19 protein-coding genes are annotated in these 20,225 nt (G+C 59.0%); 15 read left to right on the plus strand and 4 right to left on the minus strand.

Translation table 11 applies throughout. From position 1 onward, the window contains the following. The first annotated feature begins 12 nt into the window (after positions 1-12). From phnA to C1J05_RS07755, 7 genes are all read left to right on the plus strand, one after another. Complete coding sequence (phnA, locus tag C1J05_RS07725) at positions 13-1,257, plus strand: phosphonoacetate hydrolase (RefSeq protein WP_114869744.1); 1,245 nt, start codon at positions 13-15, stop codon at positions 1,255-1,257. A gap of 16 nt (positions 1,258-1,273) precedes the next feature. Continuing rightward, positions 1,274-2,725, plus strand: a complete 1,452-nt coding sequence (phnY, locus tag C1J05_RS07730; protein ID WP_254684741.1) for a phosphonoacetaldehyde dehydrogenase — start codon at positions 1,274-1,276, stop codon at positions 2,723-2,725. Between the two features lie 67 nt (positions 2,726-2,792). Continuing rightward, positions 2,793-4,151: a (R)-1-hydroxy-2-aminoethylphosphonate ammonia-lyase gene (gene pbfA / locus C1J05_RS07735; RefSeq protein WP_114869746.1), complete on the plus strand. Its 1,359-nt coding sequence runs from the start codon at positions 2,793-2,795 to the stop codon at positions 4,149-4,151. Then, positions 4,148-4,993: a DMT family transporter gene (locus C1J05_RS07740; RefSeq protein ID WP_114869747.1), complete on the plus strand. Its 846-nt coding sequence runs from the start codon at positions 4,148-4,150 to the stop codon at positions 4,991-4,993. The genes pbfA and C1J05_RS07740 overlap by 4 nt, the downstream gene beginning before the upstream one ends. Before the next feature lie 116 nt (positions 4,994-5,109). Further along, entirely contained in the window at positions 5,110-5,907 is a 798-nt protein-coding gene (locus C1J05_RS07745; RefSeq protein WP_114869748.1) for a DeoR/GlpR family DNA-binding transcription regulator, read from the plus strand. Then, positions 5,907-6,683: an inositol monophosphatase family protein gene (locus C1J05_RS07750; protein ID WP_114869749.1), complete on the plus strand. Its 777-nt coding sequence runs from the start codon at positions 5,907-5,909 to the stop codon at positions 6,681-6,683. The genes C1J05_RS07745 and C1J05_RS07750 overlap by 1 nt, the downstream gene beginning before the upstream one ends. Then, positions 6,680-8,362, plus strand: a complete 1,683-nt coding sequence (locus C1J05_RS07755; protein ID WP_114869750.1) for a Na/Pi cotransporter family protein — start codon at positions 6,680-6,682, stop codon at positions 8,360-8,362. The genes C1J05_RS07750 and C1J05_RS07755 overlap by 4 nt, the downstream gene beginning before the upstream one ends. Positions 8,363-8,385: 23 nt before the next feature. On the opposite strand, the gene cls is transcribed toward C1J05_RS07755, so the two are convergent. Together cls and C1J05_RS07765 are read right to left on the minus strand one after the other, a co-directional pair. After that, positions 8,386-9,822: a cardiolipin synthase gene (cls, locus tag C1J05_RS07760; protein WP_114869751.1), complete on the minus strand. Its 1,437-nt coding sequence runs from the start codon at positions 9,820-9,822 to the stop codon at positions 8,386-8,388. After that, positions 9,819-10,544: an endonuclease/exonuclease/phosphatase family protein gene (locus C1J05_RS07765; RefSeq protein WP_114869752.1), complete on the minus strand. Its 726-nt coding sequence runs from the start codon at positions 10,542-10,544 to the stop codon at positions 9,819-9,821. The genes cls and C1J05_RS07765 overlap by 4 nt, the downstream gene beginning before the upstream one ends. Positions 10,545-10,676: 132 nt before the next feature. On the opposite strand from C1J05_RS07765, the gene C1J05_RS07770 reads away from it, so the two are divergent. The 4 genes from C1J05_RS07770 to C1J05_RS07785 are packed head-to-tail and all read left to right on the plus strand — an operon-like array spanning position 10,677 to position 14,592. After that, complete coding sequence (locus C1J05_RS07770) at positions 10,677-11,330, plus strand: paraquat-inducible protein A (protein ID WP_114869753.1); 654 nt, start codon at positions 10,677-10,679, stop codon at positions 11,328-11,330. Further along, positions 11,297-11,947, plus strand: coding sequence for a paraquat-inducible protein A (locus tag C1J05_RS07775; RefSeq protein WP_205389173.1), 651 nt, complete (start codon positions 11,297-11,299; stop codon positions 11,945-11,947). Before C1J05_RS07770 ends, C1J05_RS07775 begins: the two co-directional genes overlap by 34 nt. Beyond that, a complete protein-coding gene (locus C1J05_RS07780; RefSeq protein ID WP_114869754.1) occupies positions 11,944-14,028 on the plus strand; it encodes a PqiB family protein in 2,085 nt (694 codons plus the stop codon). Before C1J05_RS07775 ends, C1J05_RS07780 begins: the two co-directional genes overlap by 4 nt. A gap of 3 nt (positions 14,029-14,031) precedes the next feature. Then, positions 14,032-14,592: a PqiC family protein gene (locus tag C1J05_RS07785; RefSeq protein WP_254684742.1), complete on the plus strand. Its 561-nt coding sequence runs from the start codon at positions 14,032-14,034 to the stop codon at positions 14,590-14,592. Here C1J05_RS07785 and C1J05_RS07790 read toward each other — a convergent pair. Further along, positions 14,589-15,332, minus strand: a complete 744-nt coding sequence (locus C1J05_RS07790) for an aspartate/glutamate racemase family protein (protein ID WP_114869755.1) — start codon at positions 15,330-15,332, stop codon at positions 14,589-14,591. The two genes, C1J05_RS07785 and C1J05_RS07790, sit on opposite strands and share 4 nt — an antisense overlap. Positions 15,333-15,423: 91 nt before the next feature. Then, the gene (locus C1J05_RS07795) at positions 15,424-15,939 is read right to left on the minus strand and encodes a winged helix DNA-binding protein (protein WP_114869756.1); all 516 of its coding nucleotides are present in this window, start codon (positions 15,937-15,939) and stop codon (positions 15,424-15,426) included. Positions 15,940-16,041: 102 nt separating this feature from the next. Between C1J05_RS07795 and C1J05_RS07800 the strand changes: the two genes are divergently transcribed. The 4 genes from C1J05_RS07800 (at position 16,042) to C1J05_RS07815 (ending at position 20,222) form a co-directional block, all read left to right on the plus strand. Next, positions 16,042-17,283 (plus strand): NAD(P)/FAD-dependent oxidoreductase, encoded by a 1,242-nt coding sequence (locus tag C1J05_RS07800; protein ID WP_114869757.1) that lies wholly within the window; start codon positions 16,042-16,044, stop codon positions 17,281-17,283. 49 nt (positions 17,284-17,332) lie between these two features. Continuing rightward, positions 17,333-18,304 (plus strand): TRAP transporter substrate-binding protein, encoded by a 972-nt coding sequence (locus C1J05_RS07805; protein WP_114872192.1) that lies wholly within the window; start codon positions 17,333-17,335, stop codon positions 18,302-18,304. Between the two features lie 77 nt (positions 18,305-18,381). Then, positions 18,382-18,906 (plus strand): TRAP transporter small permease, encoded by a 525-nt coding sequence (locus tag C1J05_RS07810; RefSeq protein ID WP_114872193.1) that lies wholly within the window; start codon positions 18,382-18,384, stop codon positions 18,904-18,906. Positions 18,907-18,908: 2 nt separating this feature from the next. Next, the gene (locus C1J05_RS07815; protein ID WP_114869758.1) at positions 18,909-20,222 is read left to right on the plus strand and encodes a TRAP transporter large permease; all 1,314 of its coding nucleotides are present in this window, start codon (positions 18,909-18,911) and stop codon (positions 20,220-20,222) included. Positions 20,223-20,225 lie beyond the last annotated feature (3 nt).

A 20,225-nucleotide genomic window follows, 5' to 3' on the forward strand; every position in this document is an offset into this window, starting at 1 on the left:
AAAGGAAGACCTATGACCCTGCAAACACCGATTACGGCAAACGAACGCGTTTACCCGATGCCCAAAGTACCAGCCATCGCCATCTGTCTGGACGGTTGCGAGCCCGAATATCTGGACAAGGCGATTGCCGACGGATTGATGCCGACGCTGAAGCGGATGCGTGAAACCGGAACCGACCGTCTGGCCCATTCGGTGATCCCGTCCTTTACGAACCCCAACAACCTTTCGATTGCCACTGGCCGCCCGCCCGCCGTGCATGGCATCTGTGGAAATTACCTTTATGAACCGGAAACCGGGCAAGAGGTCATGATGAACGATGTGCGCTTCCTGCGCGCACCCACCGTGTTCAAAACCTTCTACGATGCCGGCGCGCGGGTGGCGATTGTCACTGCCAAGGACAAGCTGCGCGCGCTTCTGGGCGCGGGGCTGAAATTTGACGAAGACCGCGCCAAATGCTTTTCCGCCGAAAAATCCGACAGCACGACAGTGGCGGAACACGGGCAGGACAAGGCCAGCGCTTGGTTGGGCATGCCTCAGCCCGAAGTTTATTCCGCCGATCTGTCCGAGTTTGTGTTTGCCGCCGGCGTCAAGCTGCTGCGCGACTGGAAGCCGGACATCATGTACCTGACAACCACCGATTACGTGCAGCACAAATACGCCCCCGACGATGCAGAGGCGAAATCGTTCTATGCGATGTTTGACAAGTATCTGACGGAACTGGATGCCATGGGCGCTGCCATTGTGGTCACCGCCGATCATGGAATGAAACCCAAGCATCTGGCCGATGGATCGCCCGCAGTTGTTTATGTTCAGGATCTGCTGGACGATTGGCTGGGCAAGGAAGCCGCGCGCCTGATCCTGCCGATCACCGACCCCTATGTGGTGCATCACGGCGCACTGGGATCATTCGCCACGGCCTATTTGCCGGACGGTGCGGATCAGGATGAAATTATCGCCAAATTGAAGGCGACAAAGGGGATCACCCATGTGCTGACCAAGGCCGAAGCAGTCAAGCAGTTCGAACTGCCTGCCGACCGGATCGGTGACATTGTTCTGGTGTCGGGTGAAAACATGACCATTGGCACATCAGCCGACCGCCACGATCTGGCCGCGCTGAATGAACCGTTGCGCAGCCATGGCGGGCTGACCGAACAAGAGGTGCCATTTATCGTGAACCGTGTGATCGATCTGCCTTCGGCACCGCAACTGCGCAATTTTGATGCTTTCTTTTACGCCACCACAGCGGCGGCCCTTTGATATGGACGGAGCGAAAATGAACAAGAAGATCGAAATCCGCCACGAAGGTATGCGTATCGGCGGCGAAGTGGTGTTTACCGAAAACGTGGTGAACGTGCATTACCCCTATACGGATGAAATCGTTGGCACCGTGCCTGCCGGTTCCGCCGAACACGCCGCGCGCGCCTTTGATATTGCCGCTGCCTATAAACCCAAACTGACGCGCTATGAACGCCAGCAAATCTTGTTTCGCGCCGGCGAACTGATCAGGGAACGGCGCGAGGAACTGGCCTATTGGCTGACGCTGGAACTGGGCATCTGCCAGCAACACGCGCTTTATGAAACCGGGCGCGCCTATGATGTGTTCACTCTGGCCGGGCAACTGGCCATTCTGGACGACGGAGAGATTTTTTCCTGCGATCTGACGCCGCAAGGCAAGGATCGCAAGATTTTCACCAAACGCGAACCGGTGGGCGTGATTTCGGCGATTACGCCGTTCAATCACCCGCTGAACATGGTCAGCCACAAAATCGCGCCCGCGATTGCCACCAACAATTGCGTGGTGTGCAAGCCAACCGAACTGACGCCGCTGACCGCCCTGTCACTGGCTGATATTCTCTATGATGCCGGCCTGCCGCCCGAAATGTTTCAGGTGGTCACCGGCAATCCGCAGGACATTGGCGAAGAGATGATCGTGAACGACCACATCGATATCATCACCTTTACCGGTGGCGTGCCGGTGGGCAAGCTGATCGCGTCCAAGGCGGGTTACAAGCGCACCGCGCTGGAACTGGGCGGGAACGATCCGCTGATCATTCTGAACGACCTGTCCGATGCTGATCTGGACAAGGCCGCCACCATCGCCGTGGCGGGCGCCACCGGCAATTCGGGCCAGCGCTGCACGGCGGTAAAACGTATTCTGGTTCAGGAAAGCGTGGCAGACAGGTTTGTGCCTTTGGTGCTGGAAAAGGCCAAGGCGATCAAATTCGGCGATCCGATGGACCCGGATACGCAACTGGGCTGCGTGATCCACGCGCAGGCCGCTGAAACCTTTGAACGCCGCGTCTTTGATGCGGAAAAGGCGGGCGCGAAAATCCTGTATCATCCGGGCCGTCAGGGTGCACTGCTGCCGCCGATTGTGGTGGATCACGTTCCCCATAACAGCGAACTGGTGATGGAAGAAACCTTTGGCCCCGTGGTGCCGATCGTGCGCGTGCCCGACAATGACGAAGAGGTGATGGCGATTTCCAACAGTACGGAATTCGGCCTGTCCTCGGGCGTGTGCACCAACGATCTGCACCGTGCGATTGCCTATGTAAACGGTCTGGATGTCGGCACCTGCAATATTTGGGAACAGCCCGGATACCGCATCGAAATGTCGCCCTTTGGCGGCATCAAGGACAGCGGCAACGGCGTCAAGGAAGGCGTGTTGGAAGCGATGAAGTTCTTCACCAACGTGAAGACCTATTCGTTGCCATGGCCGCGCTAGACACTGGATTTTCCCCAACTGGCGGGGGCATTCCCCCGCCGCTCATTTTTCCGAACGGGACAAGCATGTGAGCAAGCCGGCATTTCACACCGAAGGCGAATCCAATACGTCGGTCCTGCGCCAGCGCTGGCTGGATAAATCCATCGGGCCAAACTCGGCGCCGCTGTTAAAACGCGATGCGGGTGCGTTTTTGCATCAAAGCCTGTCCAGCCCCTGCGTCAGCACCATCGCCAAGGCCGAAGGCATCTGGATCGAAGACAAAGACGGGCGCAGGTACATGGATTTCCACGGAAATTCGGTACATCATATCGGTTATGGCCATCCGCGACTGGTGGCGGCCATCAAGGCGCAACTGGATGATCTGCCGTTTGCGCCGCGCCGGTTTACCTGCGATCCGGCGGTGGAACTTGCCGAAAAGCTGGCCGCGATCAGCCCCGGCGATTTGTCGAAATGCCTGTTTACCACCGGAGGGTCGGACGCCAACGAAGTTGCGTTGAAGATCGCGCGCGCCGCTACGGGGCGGTTCAAGACCGTGTCGTTCTGGGATGCGTTTCACGGGGCGGGGTTCGGTTCGGCCTCGGTCGGGGGCGAGGCAACGTTCAGGTCGCATATCGCGGGGCCGCTGGTGCCGGGGGCGGAACACGTGGCGCCTTTTGCCTGCTACCGCTGCCCTTACAACCACGCAGGGCCCGATGTGTGCGGACTGGCCTGCGCCAAAATGGTCGAATATGTTCTGGAACGCGAAGGCGACGTGGCGGCGGTGATCGCCGAACCAATGCGCGCCGTGCCTTATGTCCCGCCGCCCGGTTTCTGGAAAGCGGTGCGCGAGGCGTGCACGCGCCACGGTGCATTGCTGATCCTGGATGAAATCCCGACGGGTCTGGGAAAGACCGGCAAAATGTTTGCCTTTGAGCATGATGAAATCCAGCCTGATATCGTCACCATCGGCAAGGCGCTGGGGGGCGGTATCCTGCCAATTGCTGCCTGTATCACAACGCCTGCGCTGGATGTGTGCGGCGATTTCGCGATCGGCCACTACACCCACGAAAAGAACCCGGTGACCAGCCGTGCCGCGCTGACCACCTTGCAGATCATCGAAGACGAAAATCTGGTAGAACGCTCTGCCGAACTTGGCGCCTATGCGATGGAACGGTTGCAAACCGCACTGGCCGACTGCCCGATTGTGGGGGACATAAGGGGCAGGGGGCTGATGTTCGGGGTGGAAATCGTGACCAACCGCGAAACCAAGGAACCGGGCCATGATCTGGCGGAACGGATCTATTATCAGTGCCTTGAGGCGGGATTGAGTTTCAAGATCAGTCAGGGCTGTGTGCTGACACTGTCTCCGCCACTGACCATTGCCCGTGACGATCTGGAACGGGCGATGGGTATCGTCGAGGCGGCGATCACCGGACAAACCGCTTGAGCGTTGCAACCTTTGGCATCGTCCTGTTTGCGGCCTTTCTGCACGCCTTCTGGAATGCGGTGGTCAAGGGGGCGACGGACAAGACGATTGTTCTGGGCCTGATCGCACTTGGGCATGTGATCCCCGGAATTGCGATGGTCGCGTTTTCACCAGCCGTGTCGGGCGCAGCGATTCCGTTCATCATCGCGTCTACGGTGATCCACTGGGTTTATTACTATCTGTTGAATGTCGCCTACCGTGTGGGCGATCTAAGCATGGTGTACCCGATTGCGCGCGGGCTTGCGCCGGTACTGATCGCGCTTGGGGCACAGGTATTTGTCGGTGAACGGTTGCCGCTGGTGGCGTGGGGCGGCATTTTCTGTGTGTCCTTGGGCATCATGGTGCTGACGCGTGGCGTGTTCCGCTCTGGCCTGCCGATATTGGGGTTGGCGGCGGCTGTGGGTACCGCGATGGCGATTGCTTCCTATTCCATTGTGGACGGTGTCGGTGTGCGCCTGTCAGGAAGCGTGCTGGGCTATATCGGGTGGCTGTTCGTCGCGGAAATCATCGTTGCCGTCTACATCTTTGCCAGCCGCCGCGACAGGGTGCGCGCGATGAGCCGGCAAACGATCGTTCTGGGAATTGCAGGTGGCGTTATTTCCGGGTTGGCTTATGCGCTGGTGCTTTACGCCAAGACGCTTGCACCGCTGGGCATCGTTTCGGCCTTGCGGGAAACATCGGTTATCTTTGCTGCGCTGATCGGAGTGGTCTGGTTCAAGGAAGGGCCGCGCCGTCCGCGATTGATCGCAGCCTGTGTCGTTGCGGCTGGCATCGTTCTGATTGCGATTGCAGGACAGCGCTAAGGCGGTGTGGGATTTTGTGCTAAATCTGCAATTTTCATTAAAAAACCACAATAAAACACAAAACCGGATCGACTGCCCTGTCTGTTTGTGGCTTTATGGGTGTTTAAGGAGCCAAAATGCCCAAACAACGCAATGATCGCTCGACCCATCGCGAGATTGAACTGCTTGATGCGTTGCGCCGCGTCGGTGGTTCCGCGCGGATCGCCAATCTGGCCGAGGTTCTGGGCGTGTCCGAAGAAACCATTCGCCGCACCTCCAAGGCGTTGGCCAAGGCCGATCTGGTACGGCGCGTGCATGGCGGTGTGTTTCTGGCTAATGCCGAGGCGGAAAGCAGTGTGCTGTCACGTCTGGGGCAGCGATCAACGGAAAAACGCAAGATCGCGCAGGCTGCCGCCGATCTGATCCCGGATGGGGCCTGTGTGTTCCTCGATGTCGGATCGACGACGGCATTTGTTGCCAATGCGCTGCACAAGCATCGCAAACTGACGGTTGTGACCAATTCGCTGAATGTGGCGCAGGCCATGCTGAACCAGAACGACAACAGGGTATTCTTGGCCGGTGGCGAATTGCGCCGGACCGAACGGGGCGCGTTCGGCGCGGACACATCGGCATTTCTGCAAAAGTTCTATTTCGATTTTGCCGTTCTCAGCGTTGACGGGATTGATGCTAAAGGCGGGTTTTTCCTGCTGGGCGCGCAGGAGGCCGCGATTGCGCAGGATGTCGTGGCGCGCACCCGCCACTGTATCGTTGTCGCCGACCATCTGAAATTTGGCCAAAGCGCGCCGCTGATTGTGTGCCCGCCCGAACAGATCGACAGTTTCGTGACAGACCGACCGCTTGCGCCGGTCTATCGCAAGAAATTCAGTGAATGGGGCATCAAAACTGTTCACGTGGACAAAAGTGCGTTGATGTAATGACAACAGATATCGTTAAAGATTGTACCGAAATTTCGGCCTTGGCATCGAAGGCCGCACTGGGGTTTTTCCGCAAGCAGATCGGTGTTGAATTCAAATCGGATGACAGCCCCGTCACCCATGCCGACAAGTCTGTCGAGGCGTTGGTGCGCGCGGAAATTGCACGACGCCATCCCGATCACGGCATTCTGGGCGAAGAGCACGGGCAAGAGAGGACAGACCATCCCGACCTTTGGGTCGTGGACCCGATCGACGGCACCAGATCGTTTATCTCGGGGCATCCGCTGTTCGGGTTCCTGCTGGCCTATCTGCATGATGGCGCGCCGCAGGTTGGCGTGATCGCGATGCCGGCCTTGGATGAAACCTATGTCGGAGCCAGCGGGCAGGGCGCCACGCTGAATGGGGCGCCGATCCGCGTGTCATCGCAAGCCATGCTGGATCATGCCATTATCTATATCAACGAAGGCGACAAGATATTCGCTGATCACCCCGATCTGTTCGCGGTGCTGATGCGTACGGGCAAGACAAGGCGCCTGTCCTATGATTGCTATCCGCATGCGCTGTTGGCTTCGGGGCACGTGGATGTCGTGTTGGATTACGATCTGAAGCCCTATGATTTTCTGGCCCTGCGCCCTGTGATCGAAGCCGCAGGTGGCTGCCTGACCGACTGGCAGGGCAACATCCCGCGCGCCGATTATGAGGGCGCGATTGTCGCCAGTGCCACACCGGAGTTGCACGACCAGATGCTGACGCTACTGCGGGGCGCGCGGCCATGACCATTCTCTGGTTTCTTGTGCATCTGGCGGGGGCAACCATGTTGTTGCTGTTTGCGGTGCGCATGGTGCGCACGGGCATCGAACGTGCCTTTGGGGCATCGTTCCGCCGTGCGGTGACGCAAACCCAGAACCCGCTTCGGTCTGCCGGAACGGGTGTCGTTCTGGCGATTGTCCTGCAAAGCTCTGCGGCTGTGGCCCTGCTGGTGTCGGGGTTTGCGGGCACTGGCACCATTCCGTTCGGTGCAGGGCTGGCGATGGTGTTGGGCGCCGATGTCGGTTCGGCCCTGCTGATCCAGGTGCTGTCCTTTGATCTGGAATGGCTGATGCCGATCCTGCTGGCGCTGGGGGGCGGTTTTTTCATCAAGTCCGAGGGGCGCAAGCTGAAACAGGCGGGCAGGATCATCATGGGGATCGCGTTTATCCTGATTTCGCTGCGGTTCTTGCGCGAAACGATGGAGCCGATCCGCGACAGTGCTTTTCTGCCATCGCTTGCCGGATATCTGGAGCGGGATTTTGTCACCGCCTTTATCGTCGGCGGCGCGCTGGCATTTGTCATGCATTCAAGCGTTGCGGTGATCCTGATGTGTGTCACCCTTGTTTCGATCGGGGCCATTCCGGTAGAGGCGGGCATTTCGCTGGTGCTGGGGGCCAATCTGGGCAGTGCGCTGATCCCTGTGTGGCTGACGCGGGGCATGTCGGCACTGTCACGCCGTATTCCGATGGCCAATCTGATGCTGCGCGGCAGCGGTGCCGTTATCGCGCTGCTGTTGGTGAACAAGCTGCCGGTCCTGCCGTATTTCGAAGATATCCGCCCGGCGCAAACGCTGGTCTATTTGCATATCCTGTTCAACATTGCCCTGTTGTGCGCCTTGCCGTTCTGCACGTTGCTGGCTGGCCCGCTGCAAAGGCTGCTGCCCGATCATGACCTGCAAACACAGGATGTCCTGAACCGCAATATCAGTGTGCTGGATAATTCCGTTCTGGATCGCCCGCAACTGGCCTTGTCGACGATGAAGCGCGAAGTGTTGCGTATGGCCCAGGTGGTCGAAGGCATGATGCGCCCTGTCATGGATCTCTATTCGCATTACGACAAGGATGTATCTTCGGCGATCAAGGCGCAGGACAGTATCGTGAACACGGCGCTGGATGATATCCGGCGTTACACCGCAGCAATGAATGCCGAAAAGATGCGCAAATACGATCAGAAACACGCGCGCGAACTGACCGAATATGCCATTGCGATTGAAACCGCCGGTGACATCATCGTCAAACGCCTGTTGCCGATGGCGCGCGAAAAGGCCGATCAGAGCATCCGGTTCTCCAAGGCAGGCGCGGACGAGCTGGAAACGATCCACGACCGCATCATGGCCAACATGGCGCTGGCATCCAATGTGCTGATTTCAGACGATGTGGAAAGCGCGCGCCTGTTGCTGGAAGAGAAAAGCGAAATGACGCGGATGGAGCGCAAAAGCCGCAAGCGCCATCTGCAAAGGCTAAGCGCAGGCGCGCAAATCAGCTTTGAATCCAGCGATATCCATCTGGAAACCGTCAGTGCCCTGCGCGAATTCAACAGTCATATTTCCGCCGTGGCCTATCCGATCCTCTATCGCAACGGGCAATTGCTGGAAACGCGGCTTATTCAGGGTATCGGCAAGGAAGAGGTCGATGCCGACAGCTAGGCGCGGTGCCGTGCGGTGCTGACCTACAGGATCGGCCCGATGGTCGCGATCACGTTATTCCAGATCCGGTTGTGATAGGACCAGTTCAGAACGTCACTCAGGCGCACTTCGTCCGATTGCGACAGATAGTGGGACTGGCGGGTCATGATATCGGCGGTAATGGCACTGTCCTGTAGCAGAATGTTGTTTTCATAGTTCAGATCGAAACTGCGCAGGTCCAGATTCGAAGATCCGATCAGGCTGATACCATCGTCCACCGTCAGGGTTTTGGCGTGCAGCAACCCGCCCTTGAATTCATGGATACGCGCGCCTGCGGCAAGCAGTTTCTTGTAATAACTTCGGCTGGCTGCCGCGACGATCCATGAATCGTTTTTTTCGGGAAAGATCAGGGTGACGCGCACACCGCGATGGGCCGCGCTGCACAGGGCCTCGAAAACGGTGGCGTCCGGCACGAAATACGGGGTGGTGAGGGTAATGTGATCCCGCGCGCAATTGATCAGCGTTGCAAACAGTTGCGGCGTTGCACCCATGCGTTCTGTCGGGCCGTCCCCCATTGCCACGGCCGCAAACCCGTCAGCATGGGCAGTCGTGTCCCATGTAAAAATGTCGAAACTGGCATCTGTGGCCTGCATCCAGTCGCTTGCGAACAGCAACTGGTTCTGCGCCACGACCGGCCCCTGAAACCGCAGCATGATATCCACCCACGGCGCGTATTTCGGTTTGACCCGAAATTCGGGATCCGCACAGTTCTGGCTGCCGCAATATCCGATTGCGCCGTCAATCACCGTGATCTTGCGGTGGTTGCGCAGATCCAGCCGGCTTGTGATCATGGTGCGGAACACATTGCGAAAGGGCAGGGCGATGGCAAGGTGAACGCCTGCCTCTTTCATTTCGCGCCAAAGCGGCGAATGGATCATCGCACGCGAGCCCATGCCATCGGCAATCGCGCGGCAGGTGACACCCCGTTGCGCCGCGCGGATCAGGGCCTTGCCCATTTCGGTGCCGGTCTCGTCGTTCAGCCAGATGTAATACAGCACATGTACATGATCGCGCGCGCCATCAATGTCGGCGATCATGCGCCGTCGGGTGTGCGCGGCATCCTGCATCACTTCGGCCGTGTTGCCCGCGACGGTCTGGAACCCGTTGATCGACGCCGCATAGTGAAAGGCCGGGCGGTAGGGCGATGCAATCGTGGTATTTGCGACGCTGTCCGTGCCGATGGCGCTGGATGCTTTTTTCCGGATCTGATCGAAAATGCGGGTGTGGCGCGTATCGGCGGTTTTGCCCAGATTGACCTCTCCGAACAGAAAATAGACGAGGGTGCCGACATAGGGCAGCAGCATCAGCACGATAAACCAAGCAAGGCGGGTGGTCGGCACCAGATCATCGCGCAGCAGAATGCGAATGGTAAACGCGGTCACAATCAGAAAATGCGCAAGGACCACAAAGGTAACGATCATACCGCAGCATCCGCCCGGGTTTGCCGTTCGATCTTTGTCAGATCGATATCAACATAGACCGGCAAATGATCCGACGCCCGGCGCGCCAGCGGCGACGTGTGCACACCCGCCGATACCGATTGCGTAAAGCTGTAAAATACAAACCGGTCCAATGCCGCGATGGGGCGCGCGCTGTGAAAACTGCGCCCCGGAATCACGACGTCGAAATCAGGGCCAAAACCTTCGAAAACACGCCCGTAGGTTTTCCATTCGTTGAAATCGGCTGCCACGACCGTTGGCATCGGGCTGTCATGGATATGGGTGCGCAATGCCTTGACCTGTTTGGCGCGCATGCCGCCCGACAGCGCCAGATGTGTGCCGATGACGCGCAGTTCGCCTGCATCGGGATGGGTGAATGTTGCGGCAACGGCGCCGCGCGGTTCGATCGACGGCAGGATCAGACGCTGGGTCTGCGACAGCAGAAAGGGCGGGCGATACAGGATGGCGTTGCCGTGCCACCCGTGGCTGTCGACGCGCGTGGATACATCGGCGAATTCATAGCCGCATTCGCGGATCAACCGTTCGGCGGGCAATGTGCCTGCGCGCGAACCTGTGCGTTTGTCCGCCTCTTGCAGCACCACGACATCGGCGTCGATTTCGGAAAGAACATCAACAATCCGGTCGGGATCGCGACGCCAGTCCAGCCCCACGGATTTTCGGATATTGTAGCTGGCTATTCTCATTCCGGTCCAAATTTCCCTTTCTTCAAAGAAGCGGCCCCGCCTTGAAACTTCAAGAGGCAATGTGAATTTTTGCACGATGCGCCTGCGCAAACCATCTGTCCATTCCAGGGTCTATCGCGTATGAAACCCAGGATGAGAAACGCGCATTTTTCCAAGGACGGCGACGGGCTTGACCCCGCAAACCTGATCGTATGCCCCAGCTGCGACGCTGTCTTTACCGTGCATGTTCCCGAAAAAGGCGAACGCTCGGTTTGTACGCGTTGTCACACGGTGCTGATCGCGCCGCGCAGGCGTGCCGGAATGCATATCATAACAGTTTCGCTGGCGGTTGTGATCCTGATTTTTGCGGCAGCGGTGTTTCCGTTCATGTCCATTGATGCAGCGGGCGCGCACAATCAGGTATCTATACTGGATGCCGCGCTGGCGTTTCAGGGCGGGCCGCTGTTTGTCGTGTCATTGCTGACGGCTGCGATGATCCTGTTCATTCCGATGATGCGGATGATGCTGGTGATCTATGTGCTGGCCCCGCTGGTGTTTGATCGTCCCCCGGCGCGCAATGCCAAGACCGCGTTTCAGGTGTCTGAACGGTTGCGACCCTGGTCAATGGCGGAAATTTTCGTGCTGGGATGTGCCGTATCGCTGATCAAGATCAGTGATATCGCTGATGTGGCGCTTGGCCCTGCCTTCTGGATGTTTGCAGTGCTGGTGGTTTTGGTCGTGGTGCAGGATACGTTTATGTGCAGGTGGTCGGTATGGAACGCGCTGGAACAGCCCCGGACATCGTAACCGCCCGCGAACTGGGCGTAATCGGATGTCAGAACTGCAGCCATGTCTGGCGCGCGGGCACCCGTGACTGCGCCCGCTGCGGTGCGCCGTTAACGGCCCGCGATCCGATGTCGTTGCAACGGGTGTGGGCGTGGTGGCTGATCGGGCTGATCTGCTATATTCCGGCAAACATGTTTCCCATGTTAAGCACCCGAACCCTGTTTCTGACCAGCGAAGACACGATTGTCGGCGGGGCGGTCACGTTGTTCGAACACGGATCATACGGTATTTCGCTAGTCATCATTGTGGCCAGCGTCGTTATTCCGATCGGCAAGTTTCTGGCCATCGCCTTTCTGGCAACCAGCGTGCAGCGACGATCACTGGTGCCTCAACCGCAGCGCCACGCCTTGTATGAAATTGTCGAATACATCGGGCGTTGGTCGATGATCGACGTGTTTGTCGTTGCCATTCTGTCGTCGCTGGTTCAATTGAATACGCTGGCATCCGTCACACCGGGACCAGCCAGCCTATTTTTTGCCTTGTCGGTGATTTTCACGATGCTGTCGGCACAAAGCTTTGATTCCCGTCTGATCTGGGATCTTGAACCGGACGCGCAGAAAGGATCTGGTCCTAAATGACCCAAATGCCGCCAGAACCCTTGACCGAACCGGCCCGGCGCGCGTTGTGGCAACGCGCCTCGATTGTGTGGATATTGCCGTTTCTGGCGCTGCTCATCGCGTTGGGGGTGGCATGGCAAACCTACGTGGATCGCGGCCCTCTGATCGAGATCGAATTTGAAAGCGGTGCCGGGGTGACGGCGGGCACCACCGAATTACGCTATCGCGATGTGACGGTCGGTGTCGTCGAAAAGGTGCGCTTTTCCGACGGGCTGGGCGCGGTCGTGTTCTCTGTCCGGCTGGACAAGGATATTGCCCCGTTTGTCGATGCCGGATCACAGTTCTGGGTGGTGCGCCCCGAAGTGACGGCGCGCGGCGTGACAGGACTGGACACAGTGCTAAGCGGTGTTTTCATCGAAGGGTCATGGGACAGCACGATAAACACGCCGCAAACGCAGTTTCGCGGCCTGAACGAAACACCCCTGATCCGCCCGGGCGAGGTTGGGTTACAGATCGCCCTGCGCACAACGGCCAACAGCAGCCTGACAGACAACGCCCCAATCCTGTATCGCGGCATCGAAGTGGGCCGTGTGGGGCGTGCGCGCGTGTCACCGCGCAGCGGCTTGGCCGTGGCCGAAGCGATCATTTATGAACCGCACCACCTTTTGATCACCGATGCAACGCGGTTCTGGGATGCATCAGGCTTTGATCTGTCACTGTCGACGAGCGGCGCGGAAATCAACTTTTCCTCGCTTGCGTCACTGGTGTCGGGCGGGATCACATTTGATACCATCGTGTCAGGCGGCGAAACGGTGCAGGATGGCGCGGTGTTTCAGGTCTATGCAGAAGAGTCGGACGCAAGAGAAAGCATCTTCAATGCGGGCGAGGTTGACGCGCTTTTGCTGACAGTGGTGTTTCGCGACAATGTCGCGGGCCTGACCGTCGGATCACCTGTTGAACTGCAAGGCATCCGGATCGGTGAGGTCAGCAGCCTTGCCGGCACCGTCAGTCGCGATGAAACGGGAAGACGCGAGGTTCAATTGAACGCCACGCTGTCGATCCAGCCTGCCAAACTGGGCCTGCCCGGCGATGCGGATGCGCGTGCCGCGCTGGCGTTCCTGCAGGAACAGGTGCGGTCCGGTTTGCGCACGCGTCTGGCCAGCGCCAGTCTTTTGACAGGCGGGTTGAAGGTGGAACTGGTTGCGCTTGATGACATGCCCGAGGCGCGGATCGACACCACGGCCGAACCGTTTCCGGTCCTGCCCAGTGTCGAAGGCAACCTGTCGGATGTTGCCGCCACTGCCGAAGGCGTCCTGACCCGGATCAACAACCTGCCGATCGAAGAATTGCTGGCCAGTGCCATTGATTTTCTGGATGCCACCAAAGGGTTGATCGCCAACGAAGACCTGCAGGGCGCGCCCGCCGAATTGCGCGCGCTGTTGGGGGATGCGCGTAGTTTTGTCGGGTCGGACGCAATGCAACAGGTGCCGGTGCAATTGTCCGCCACACTGGAACGTCTTGAAACCCTGATGGCGCAGATCGAAGCGCAAGAAACGGTCGAGCGGTTGCTGGCGGCTGTTGATGCAGCCGCGGCCGCCGCTGGCAGCGTGGAAACCGCCGTGGCCGGTGCGCCCGCCCTGATGTCACGGATCGAGGCTGTCGCCGCCAAGGCCGAGAACCTCAAGCTGGAAGAACTGGTCAGCGAGGTGACAGACCTTGTTGATGCGGCCGAGGCGCTGATCGGATCCGAAGACACCGCCGGCTTGCCTGCTGCGCTGACGGCCGCCCTTGTCGAGGTCGAGGCAACATTGGCCGAATTGCGCGAAGGCGGCGCGATCGACAATGCCAACAAGGCTCTGGCCTCGGCGCAGGCGGCGGCGGATGCGGTGGCCGTTTCGGTACAGGATCTGCCGGCGATGATGGATCGCATGTCGCAAGTGCTGACGCAGTTGAGCACGACACTGGCGGATTACGATGAAAACTCGGCGCTGAACCGCGATGCCCGCGCCGCCCTGCGCGAGATCAATTCAGCCGCCAAGGCGTTTGAATCCCTTGCCCGTACCATTGAACGCAACCCCAATTCGCTTTTGATAGGACGCTGATCCATGATGTTTAGAACACTTGCCGCGGCCCTTTGTGTTGCTACCGTCCTGTCGGCCTGTTCGACACCCACAACCTTTGTTCAGGTTCCGCCCGCACCGGTGACCGAACGTGTAAACATTGCGTTCCGCTCGGTCGAGGTGCGCGCGGTGTCCCTGCCAACCTATGCCGCATCAGAAGAAATTTACGGGCAGGGTGCGGATGGCGTGCTGGCCAGTGCAACAAGCGCGCGTTGGGCTGACGTGCCCGAACGCGCCATCACGCTGGGACTTAGCCGCAATCTGGCGGAACTGACCGGTGCGCGGGTGGCACCGGAACCATGGCCCTTTGATGCACGCCCCGCCGCAACGGTGGATGTGCGGTTCGAAGATCTGCTGGCCGGCGCAAACGGCGTGTTTCGCACCTCGGGGCAGTATTTTGTCTCTTCCGAAAGCGGGCGCGAACGCTCTGGCCTGTTCCGTCTGGACGTTCCTTATGATGTTGCGGCAGGGCCGGATGCCATCGCGCAGGCGCGCGCGCGTGTAATCCTTGATCTGGCGACCCTGATCGCGCGCAAGGCACTTTAACGCGGGCGCGCATCCGTAAGGTTCAGCGGAAAGCTGCGCGGGATCAGGCCGGCCTGAAACCAGCAGGCAAAACTGTAGATCGAATAGACCGGCAGGCCCGTCAGGCGGCGGATGTCATCGGCGTAGGGCACCATGTTGGTGCATTCCAGCACAATGGCCCCCAGATCGGGGTGCGCCCCTGTCAGGTTCAACGCCGCCGTACACAGGTCTTCGCGGCACTGGGCGAAATCCATTTCCGGCAAATCCCGTAAAATGGCGCGCGCGAATTGTGTGTCGGGGGCGGTTCCCATCACCGGCGTGTCGGGTGCGACATTGGCTGCCTTCAGATGGGCCGGTGTCAGCGTGTCGGGTGAAATCGTCAGGATGCCGACGCGTTTTCCGGGGGGTAGGGTGGCCGCCACCATGGGCACCTGCATCAGCGATGATGTGGCCACGGGAACGTCCAGCGCCGCAGACAGTTCGCTCTGAAGCAGTGACAGAAACCCGCAGGTCGTCGTGATCCCGTCGCAGCCGCTGTCCACCAGTTCGCGCCCCGCAACGATGAACCGGTCCAAGAGGGCGCCGGGGTCTTTCAGAACGACGTTTTCAGGGCTGGCATCGCGCACGATGCGATACTGCACCGGAAACGGCCATGTCTGTGCGTTGCCCGTATCGCCCGGAATTCGGGGAAAACGGGTGTCGAGCATCAGGATACCCAGACTGGCCCCGTAAATGGTTTTGCCGCCTAAAAATGTTGTCATCCGGTTCAGCCTTTCGTGCCCGATGGTGCGCCGCGCATGGAAAACCGGAACCGGCGAAATATCAACTGTTCATGTTGTGGGGCTGGGTGGCCTAATAGGCGGTCGCCGCCCGTGATGCCTGATCGTATTGCCCTGACATCAGGCGCAAAAGGGCCGACAGATCGCTGACGCGGTCGGGGTCCACGCCCAGATCGCCAAGCGCGCGCAGCAACAGCGCCTCGCGGATTTCGCGGTACCGGTCACAGGCGGCACGGCCGGTTTCTGTCGGCATTACCGATTTTTCCTTGCCCTTGCGCACATCCTGAACCAGCCCCGCCTTGATCAGCTTTTTCAAGGCATAGTTCACGGTATGGGTGTCTTCGATGTTCAGCACGTGGCAGATATCGGCCAGTTTCTTGGCGCGGTCGCGGTGGCGGATCGTGTGCAGCACCAGAACCTCAAGCGCGGAAAGATCCGGATACCCCGCGGCGGACATGGCGCGCACAACCCACCGGTTGAACGCATTACCCGCAAGGATCAGGCCGAATTCGAATTCCGACAGTTCGGGAAAGGCACCTGTGGCCAGGTGCGCAGACGAAACAATGGGTCCAAGGGTATGATCAGTCATGTCTTATAATCCAACTTGTCGATAAATTGTCAACAAATTGTTGACTTGTGATCGAATCCGGTCAGTGTAGGGGCACGATCGGCATTGCGGGGGGCAATTCCAGTGACGGAACACGTGATCATCATCGGGGCAGGCATCGTTGGCGTTTCAACCGCCATCTGGTTGCGCCGGTATGATGTGAACGTCACTTTGGTGGATCGCGCCGCCCCGGGGCAGGGCACATCCTATGGCAATGCAGGTGTATTGGCGGCCTGTTCCATGGTGCCCGTCACCGCACCCGGCCTGATCGGCAAGGCACCTGGATTGTTGATGAACCCAGAATTTCCGCTGTTCCTGCGCTGGGGATATCTGCCCAGACTGATGCCGTGGTTGCGCAAGTACATGGCGCACGCCAATGACGCAGACACAAGACGCATCGCTGCCGGACTGACCCCGATTGTCGCGGACACCGTTGACCAGCACAAGGCGCTGGCGCAGGGAACGCTGGCAAAAGACTGGATAACCGACAGCGATTACAATTTCGCCTATGCCGACAAGGCCGCGTTTGAGGCCGACAGCTACACTTGGGCCTTGCGCGCCCGGGCGGGCTTTGAACCGGTTCTGATCACAGGGCGCGACGTGCAGGAATATGATCCGAACCTGTCGCCCGACATCACCTGCCTTGCCTTGATGAAAGACCACGGCTTCATCCGCGATCCCGGCGGCTATGTGGCGGCGCTGGCGCAGGCATTTACCGATATGGGCGGGCAGGTCCGGCAGGCCGACGTTCTGGATTTCGAATTCGAAGACGGACGGATTTCGGCCGTGCTGACGGATCAGGGGGCGATGCCCTGTGACCGGGCGGTGCTGGCCTCGGGCGTCTGGTCAAAACCGCTGATGGCCAAGCTTGGCCTGAATATCCCGCTGGAAACCGAACGCGGCTATCACATTGTTTACGAGGGCGCGAATGGTGGCCCCCGGGCGCCGACGATGGTGGCCAGCGGAAAATTCGTCGCCACCCCGATGGCTGCGGGTTTGCGCTGTGCCGGAATTGTTGAATTCGGCGGACTGAAGGCCGGCCCGTCCAAGGCACCGCTGGCCCTGCTGCGTCGTCAGGTGGCGCGCATCTTTCCCAACCTGACAGCCACTTCAGAAGTGGAATGGCTGGGCCACCGGCCAGCCCCCAGCGACAGCCTGCCCCTGATCGGCGAAATCGGCACCAAAGGCGTTTATACCGCCTTTGGCCACCATCACATCGGTTTGACCGGGGGGCCAAAAACCGGGCGTCTGGTGGCCGATATCCTGACAGGGCGTAGCCCCAACATTGACTTGCAACCCTACGCGCCGCAAAGATTTGACGCATAACAAGACCGAGAAAACCCGAAAAACCAACACCCAAAGGGAGAACGACCAAATGAAAACAGTGAAAACAACAGCCGCGTTGATGGCAGCCTCAGCGCTGACAGCCACTGCCGCGATGGCCGAAACATGGGACATGCCGCTGGCCTATTCAGCAACCAATTTCCATTCCGAAAACGCCGCCAAATTCGGAGAATGTGTCACCGCCGGCACCGGTGGCGAGATCGAGATCGTGACCCATCCTTCGGGTTCCCTGTTCAAGGGTGCCGACATCAAACGCGCGATCCAGACCGGTCAGGTTCCGATCGGCGAACGCCTGTTGTCGGGCCACCAGAACGAAAACGCCGTGTTCGGCTTTGACAGCGTGCCGTTCCTTGCCACGTCATTTGATGCGTCAGGCAAACTTTACGATGCCGCGAAACCGGCGCTTGATAAAATTCTGGCCGATCAGAACCTGACCATTCTCTATTCCGTGCCATGGCCGCCACAGGGGCTCTATTTCAAGAAAGAGGTCAATTCTGTTGCCGATATGGAAGGTATCAAGTTCCGCTCCTACAACAACGCCACCGCGCGTCTGGCCGAACTGACAGGCATGTTGCCCGTGACCATCGAAGCCGCCGAAATTTCGCAGGCTTTTGCAACCGGCGTTGCGGAATCGATGATCTCATCCGGGGCGACGGGCTATGACCGCAAGGTCTGGGAAAGCCTGACGCACTTCTACGAGGTCGACGCCTGGCTTCCCTATAACCACGTCATGGTGAACAACGATGCCTGGGCCGGTGTCAGTGACGCCAACAAGGCCGTCATCACCGAATGCGCGGCAACGGCGACAGCCGAAGGTCTGGAAGCGTCCAAGGCCTACACACAATTCACCATGGACGGTCTGGCCGAAGGGGGCATGACAGTTGGTCCGGCGGGGGAAACCCTTGTCAACGAATTGAAGGAAATCGGCAAAACCATGACAGCCGAATGGCTTGAGGCGGCGGGCGAGGATGGGCAGGCCATCGTCGATGCCTTCAACAACTAAGAAGAAAACCAAAAGCGGGCGGTTCCAAAGGGACCGCCCCAAATGCTTGAACCTCGGGGGACATTCCAATGACATTCATGCGCGGGCTGCGACGCACGCTTGATTTCCTATATGCGCTGTCCGGCGTTCTGGCAGCCTGTAGTCTGGTGGCCATTCTGCTGTTGATCGTGGTGCAGATGCTGGCCCGCTGGACCGGAGAAGTGTTTCCGGGCGCGCCTGATTATGCCGGTTATGCGATGGCAGCGGCGTCCTTTCTGGCCTTTGCCAGCGCGCTGAACAAGGGGTCGCATATCCGCGTGTCCATCCTGTTGAACGTGGTCGGACCGCGGGCGAACCGTATTCTTGAAATCTGGTGTTTCACCATCGGCACGGCGGTGGCGTGGTATGTCGCCTATTACTCTTGGCGCCTGATCGGCTTTGCGATCAAATTCAACGATGTCAGCCAGGGCCAGGATGCGACGCCCTTGTGGATACCGCAAATGCCGATGCTGATCGGCGCGATCATTCTCGCGATCGCGCTGACCGATCACCTGTTGCAACTGATTTTCACCGGCAAACACGGCATTGTCCGTGATCTGGCCGATCAAAGCCACGGAGAATAGAAATGCAGGAAACCTATATCATCATTCTGTTTCTCTTCGTTCTGTTCACTCTGCTGGGGTCCGGTGTCTGGGTCGGTCTGGCGCTGATGGGGGTGGCCTTTGTAGGAATGGAACTGTTCACCACCCGCCCCGTGGGCGATACGATGGCCACAACGATCTGGTCGGCATCTTCGTCTTGGACCCTGACGGCGCTGCCCATGTTTATCTGGATGGGCGAAATTCTTTATCGGACACGATTGTCCGAAGACATGTTTCGCGGCCTTAGCCCGTGGCTGGCGCGCCTGCCCGGCGGGCTGGTGCACACCAATATCGTTGGCTGTACCGTATTTGCCGCCGTATCGGGATCATCGGCAGCCACGCTGACCACGGTCGGCAAAATGTCGATCCCCGAATTGCGCAAACGGGAATATCCCGAAACCATGGTGATTGGCACATTGGCCGGTGCGGCCACACTTGGCCTGATGATCCCGCCATCGCTGACGCTGATCGTCTACGGTGTCACCATCAATGAAAGCATCACCAAACTGTTCTTTGCCGGTATCCTGCCGGGGTTGTTTCTGGCGTCGATGTTCATGGCCTATGTGGCGATCTATGCGACCGTGTCCAAACGCTGGAATCCGGCGGTGGAACCCAAGATGACCTTTGCGCAGAAAGTATCCAATTCCCGGTTCCTGATTCCGGTGATCCTGCTGATCACTGTTGTGATCGGGTCGATGTATCTGGGCATCGCCACCGCGACCGAAGCGGCCGCGTTCGGTGTCATCGGATCGCTGCTGCTGGCGGCGGGGCAGGGATCGCTGTCGTGGCGCACCTTCACCGAAAGCCTGATGGGGGCCACCCGCACCAGCGCGATGATTGCCCTGATCCTTGCAGGGGCCGCGTTTTTGTCGCTGTCGATGGGGTTCACCGGTCTGCCGCGCGGCTTGGCTGATCTGATTGCCACGCTGGAATTGACGCGATTTGAATTGCTGATGGTTTTGCTGGTGTTCTACATCATTCTGGGCTGTTTTCTGGATGGCATTTCATCGGTCGTGCTGACGATGGCCGTGGTCGAACCCATGGTGCGCGAGGCGGGGATCGATCTGATCTGGTTCGGCATCTTTATTGTCGTCGTGGTGGAAATGGCGCAGATCACGCCGCCCATCGGGTTCAATCTGTTCGTGCTGCAGGGCATGACCGAACACGAGATGAGCTTTATCGCCAAGGCGGCGATCCCGATGTTCCTGATCATGGTACTGATGGTGTTCGTGCTGATCGCCTTTCCCGAGATTGCAACTTGGCTGCCCGATAATCTGCGTGCCGGTCCGAACGGGTAGCAC

The organism is Sulfitobacter sp. JL08 (assembly GCF_003352045.1).
GTDB lineage: Bacteria > Pseudomonadota > Alphaproteobacteria > Rhodobacterales > Rhodobacteraceae > JL08.

Bases quoted from the DNA above. Each gene is read 5' to 3' on its own strand.
- C1J05_RS07795 (WP_114869756.1), bottom strand. From the start codon at position 15,939: ATGACTGATCATACCCTTGGACCCATTGTTTCGTCTGCGCACCTGGCC.
- C1J05_RS07815 (WP_114869758.1), top strand. From the start codon at position 18,909: ATGCAGGAAACCTATATCATCATTCTGTTTCTCTTCGTTCTGTTCACT.
- C1J05_RS07785 (WP_254684742.1), top strand. From the start codon at position 14,032: ATGATGTTTAGAACACTTGCCGCGGCCCTTTGTGTTGCTACCGTCCTG.
- C1J05_RS07805 (WP_114872192.1), top strand. From the start codon at position 17,333: ATGAAAACAGTGAAAACAACAGCCGCGTTGATGGCAGCCTCAGCGCTG.
- C1J05_RS07765 (WP_114869752.1), bottom strand. From the start codon at position 10,544: ATGAGAATAGCCAGCTACAATATCCGAAAATCCGTGGGGCTGGACTGG.
- phnY (WP_254684741.1), top strand. From the start codon at position 1,274: ATGAACAAGAAGATCGAAATCCGCCACGAAGGTATGCGTATCGGCGGC.
- C1J05_RS07775 (WP_205389173.1), top strand. From the start codon at position 11,297: ATGGAACGCGCTGGAACAGCCCCGGACATCGTAACCGCCCGCGAACTG.
- C1J05_RS07750 (WP_114869749.1), top strand. From the start codon at position 5,907: ATGACAACAGATATCGTTAAAGATTGTACCGAAATTTCGGCCTTGGCA.
- C1J05_RS07790 (WP_114869755.1), bottom strand. From the start codon at position 15,332: ATGACAACATTTTTAGGCGGCAAAACCATTTACGGGGCCAGTCTGGGT.
- C1J05_RS07755 (WP_114869750.1), top strand. From the start codon at position 6,680: ATGACCATTCTCTGGTTTCTTGTGCATCTGGCGGGGGCAACCATGTTG.
- C1J05_RS07745 (WP_114869748.1), top strand. From the start codon at position 5,110: ATGCCCAAACAACGCAATGATCGCTCGACCCATCGCGAGATTGAACTG.
- C1J05_RS07810 (WP_114872193.1), top strand. From the start codon at position 18,382: ATGCGCGGGCTGCGACGCACGCTTGATTTCCTATATGCGCTGTCCGGC.
- phnA (WP_114869744.1), top strand. From the start codon at position 13: ATGACCCTGCAAACACCGATTACGGCAAACGAACGCGTTTACCCGATG.
- C1J05_RS07780 (WP_114869754.1), top strand. From the start codon at position 11,944: ATGACCCAAATGCCGCCAGAACCCTTGACCGAACCGGCCCGGCGCGCG.
- C1J05_RS07770 (WP_114869753.1), top strand. From the start codon at position 10,677: ATGAGAAACGCGCATTTTTCCAAGGACGGCGACGGGCTTGACCCCGCA.
- cls (WP_114869751.1), bottom strand. From the start codon at position 9,822: ATGATCGTTACCTTTGTGGTCCTTGCGCATTTTCTGATTGTGACCGCG.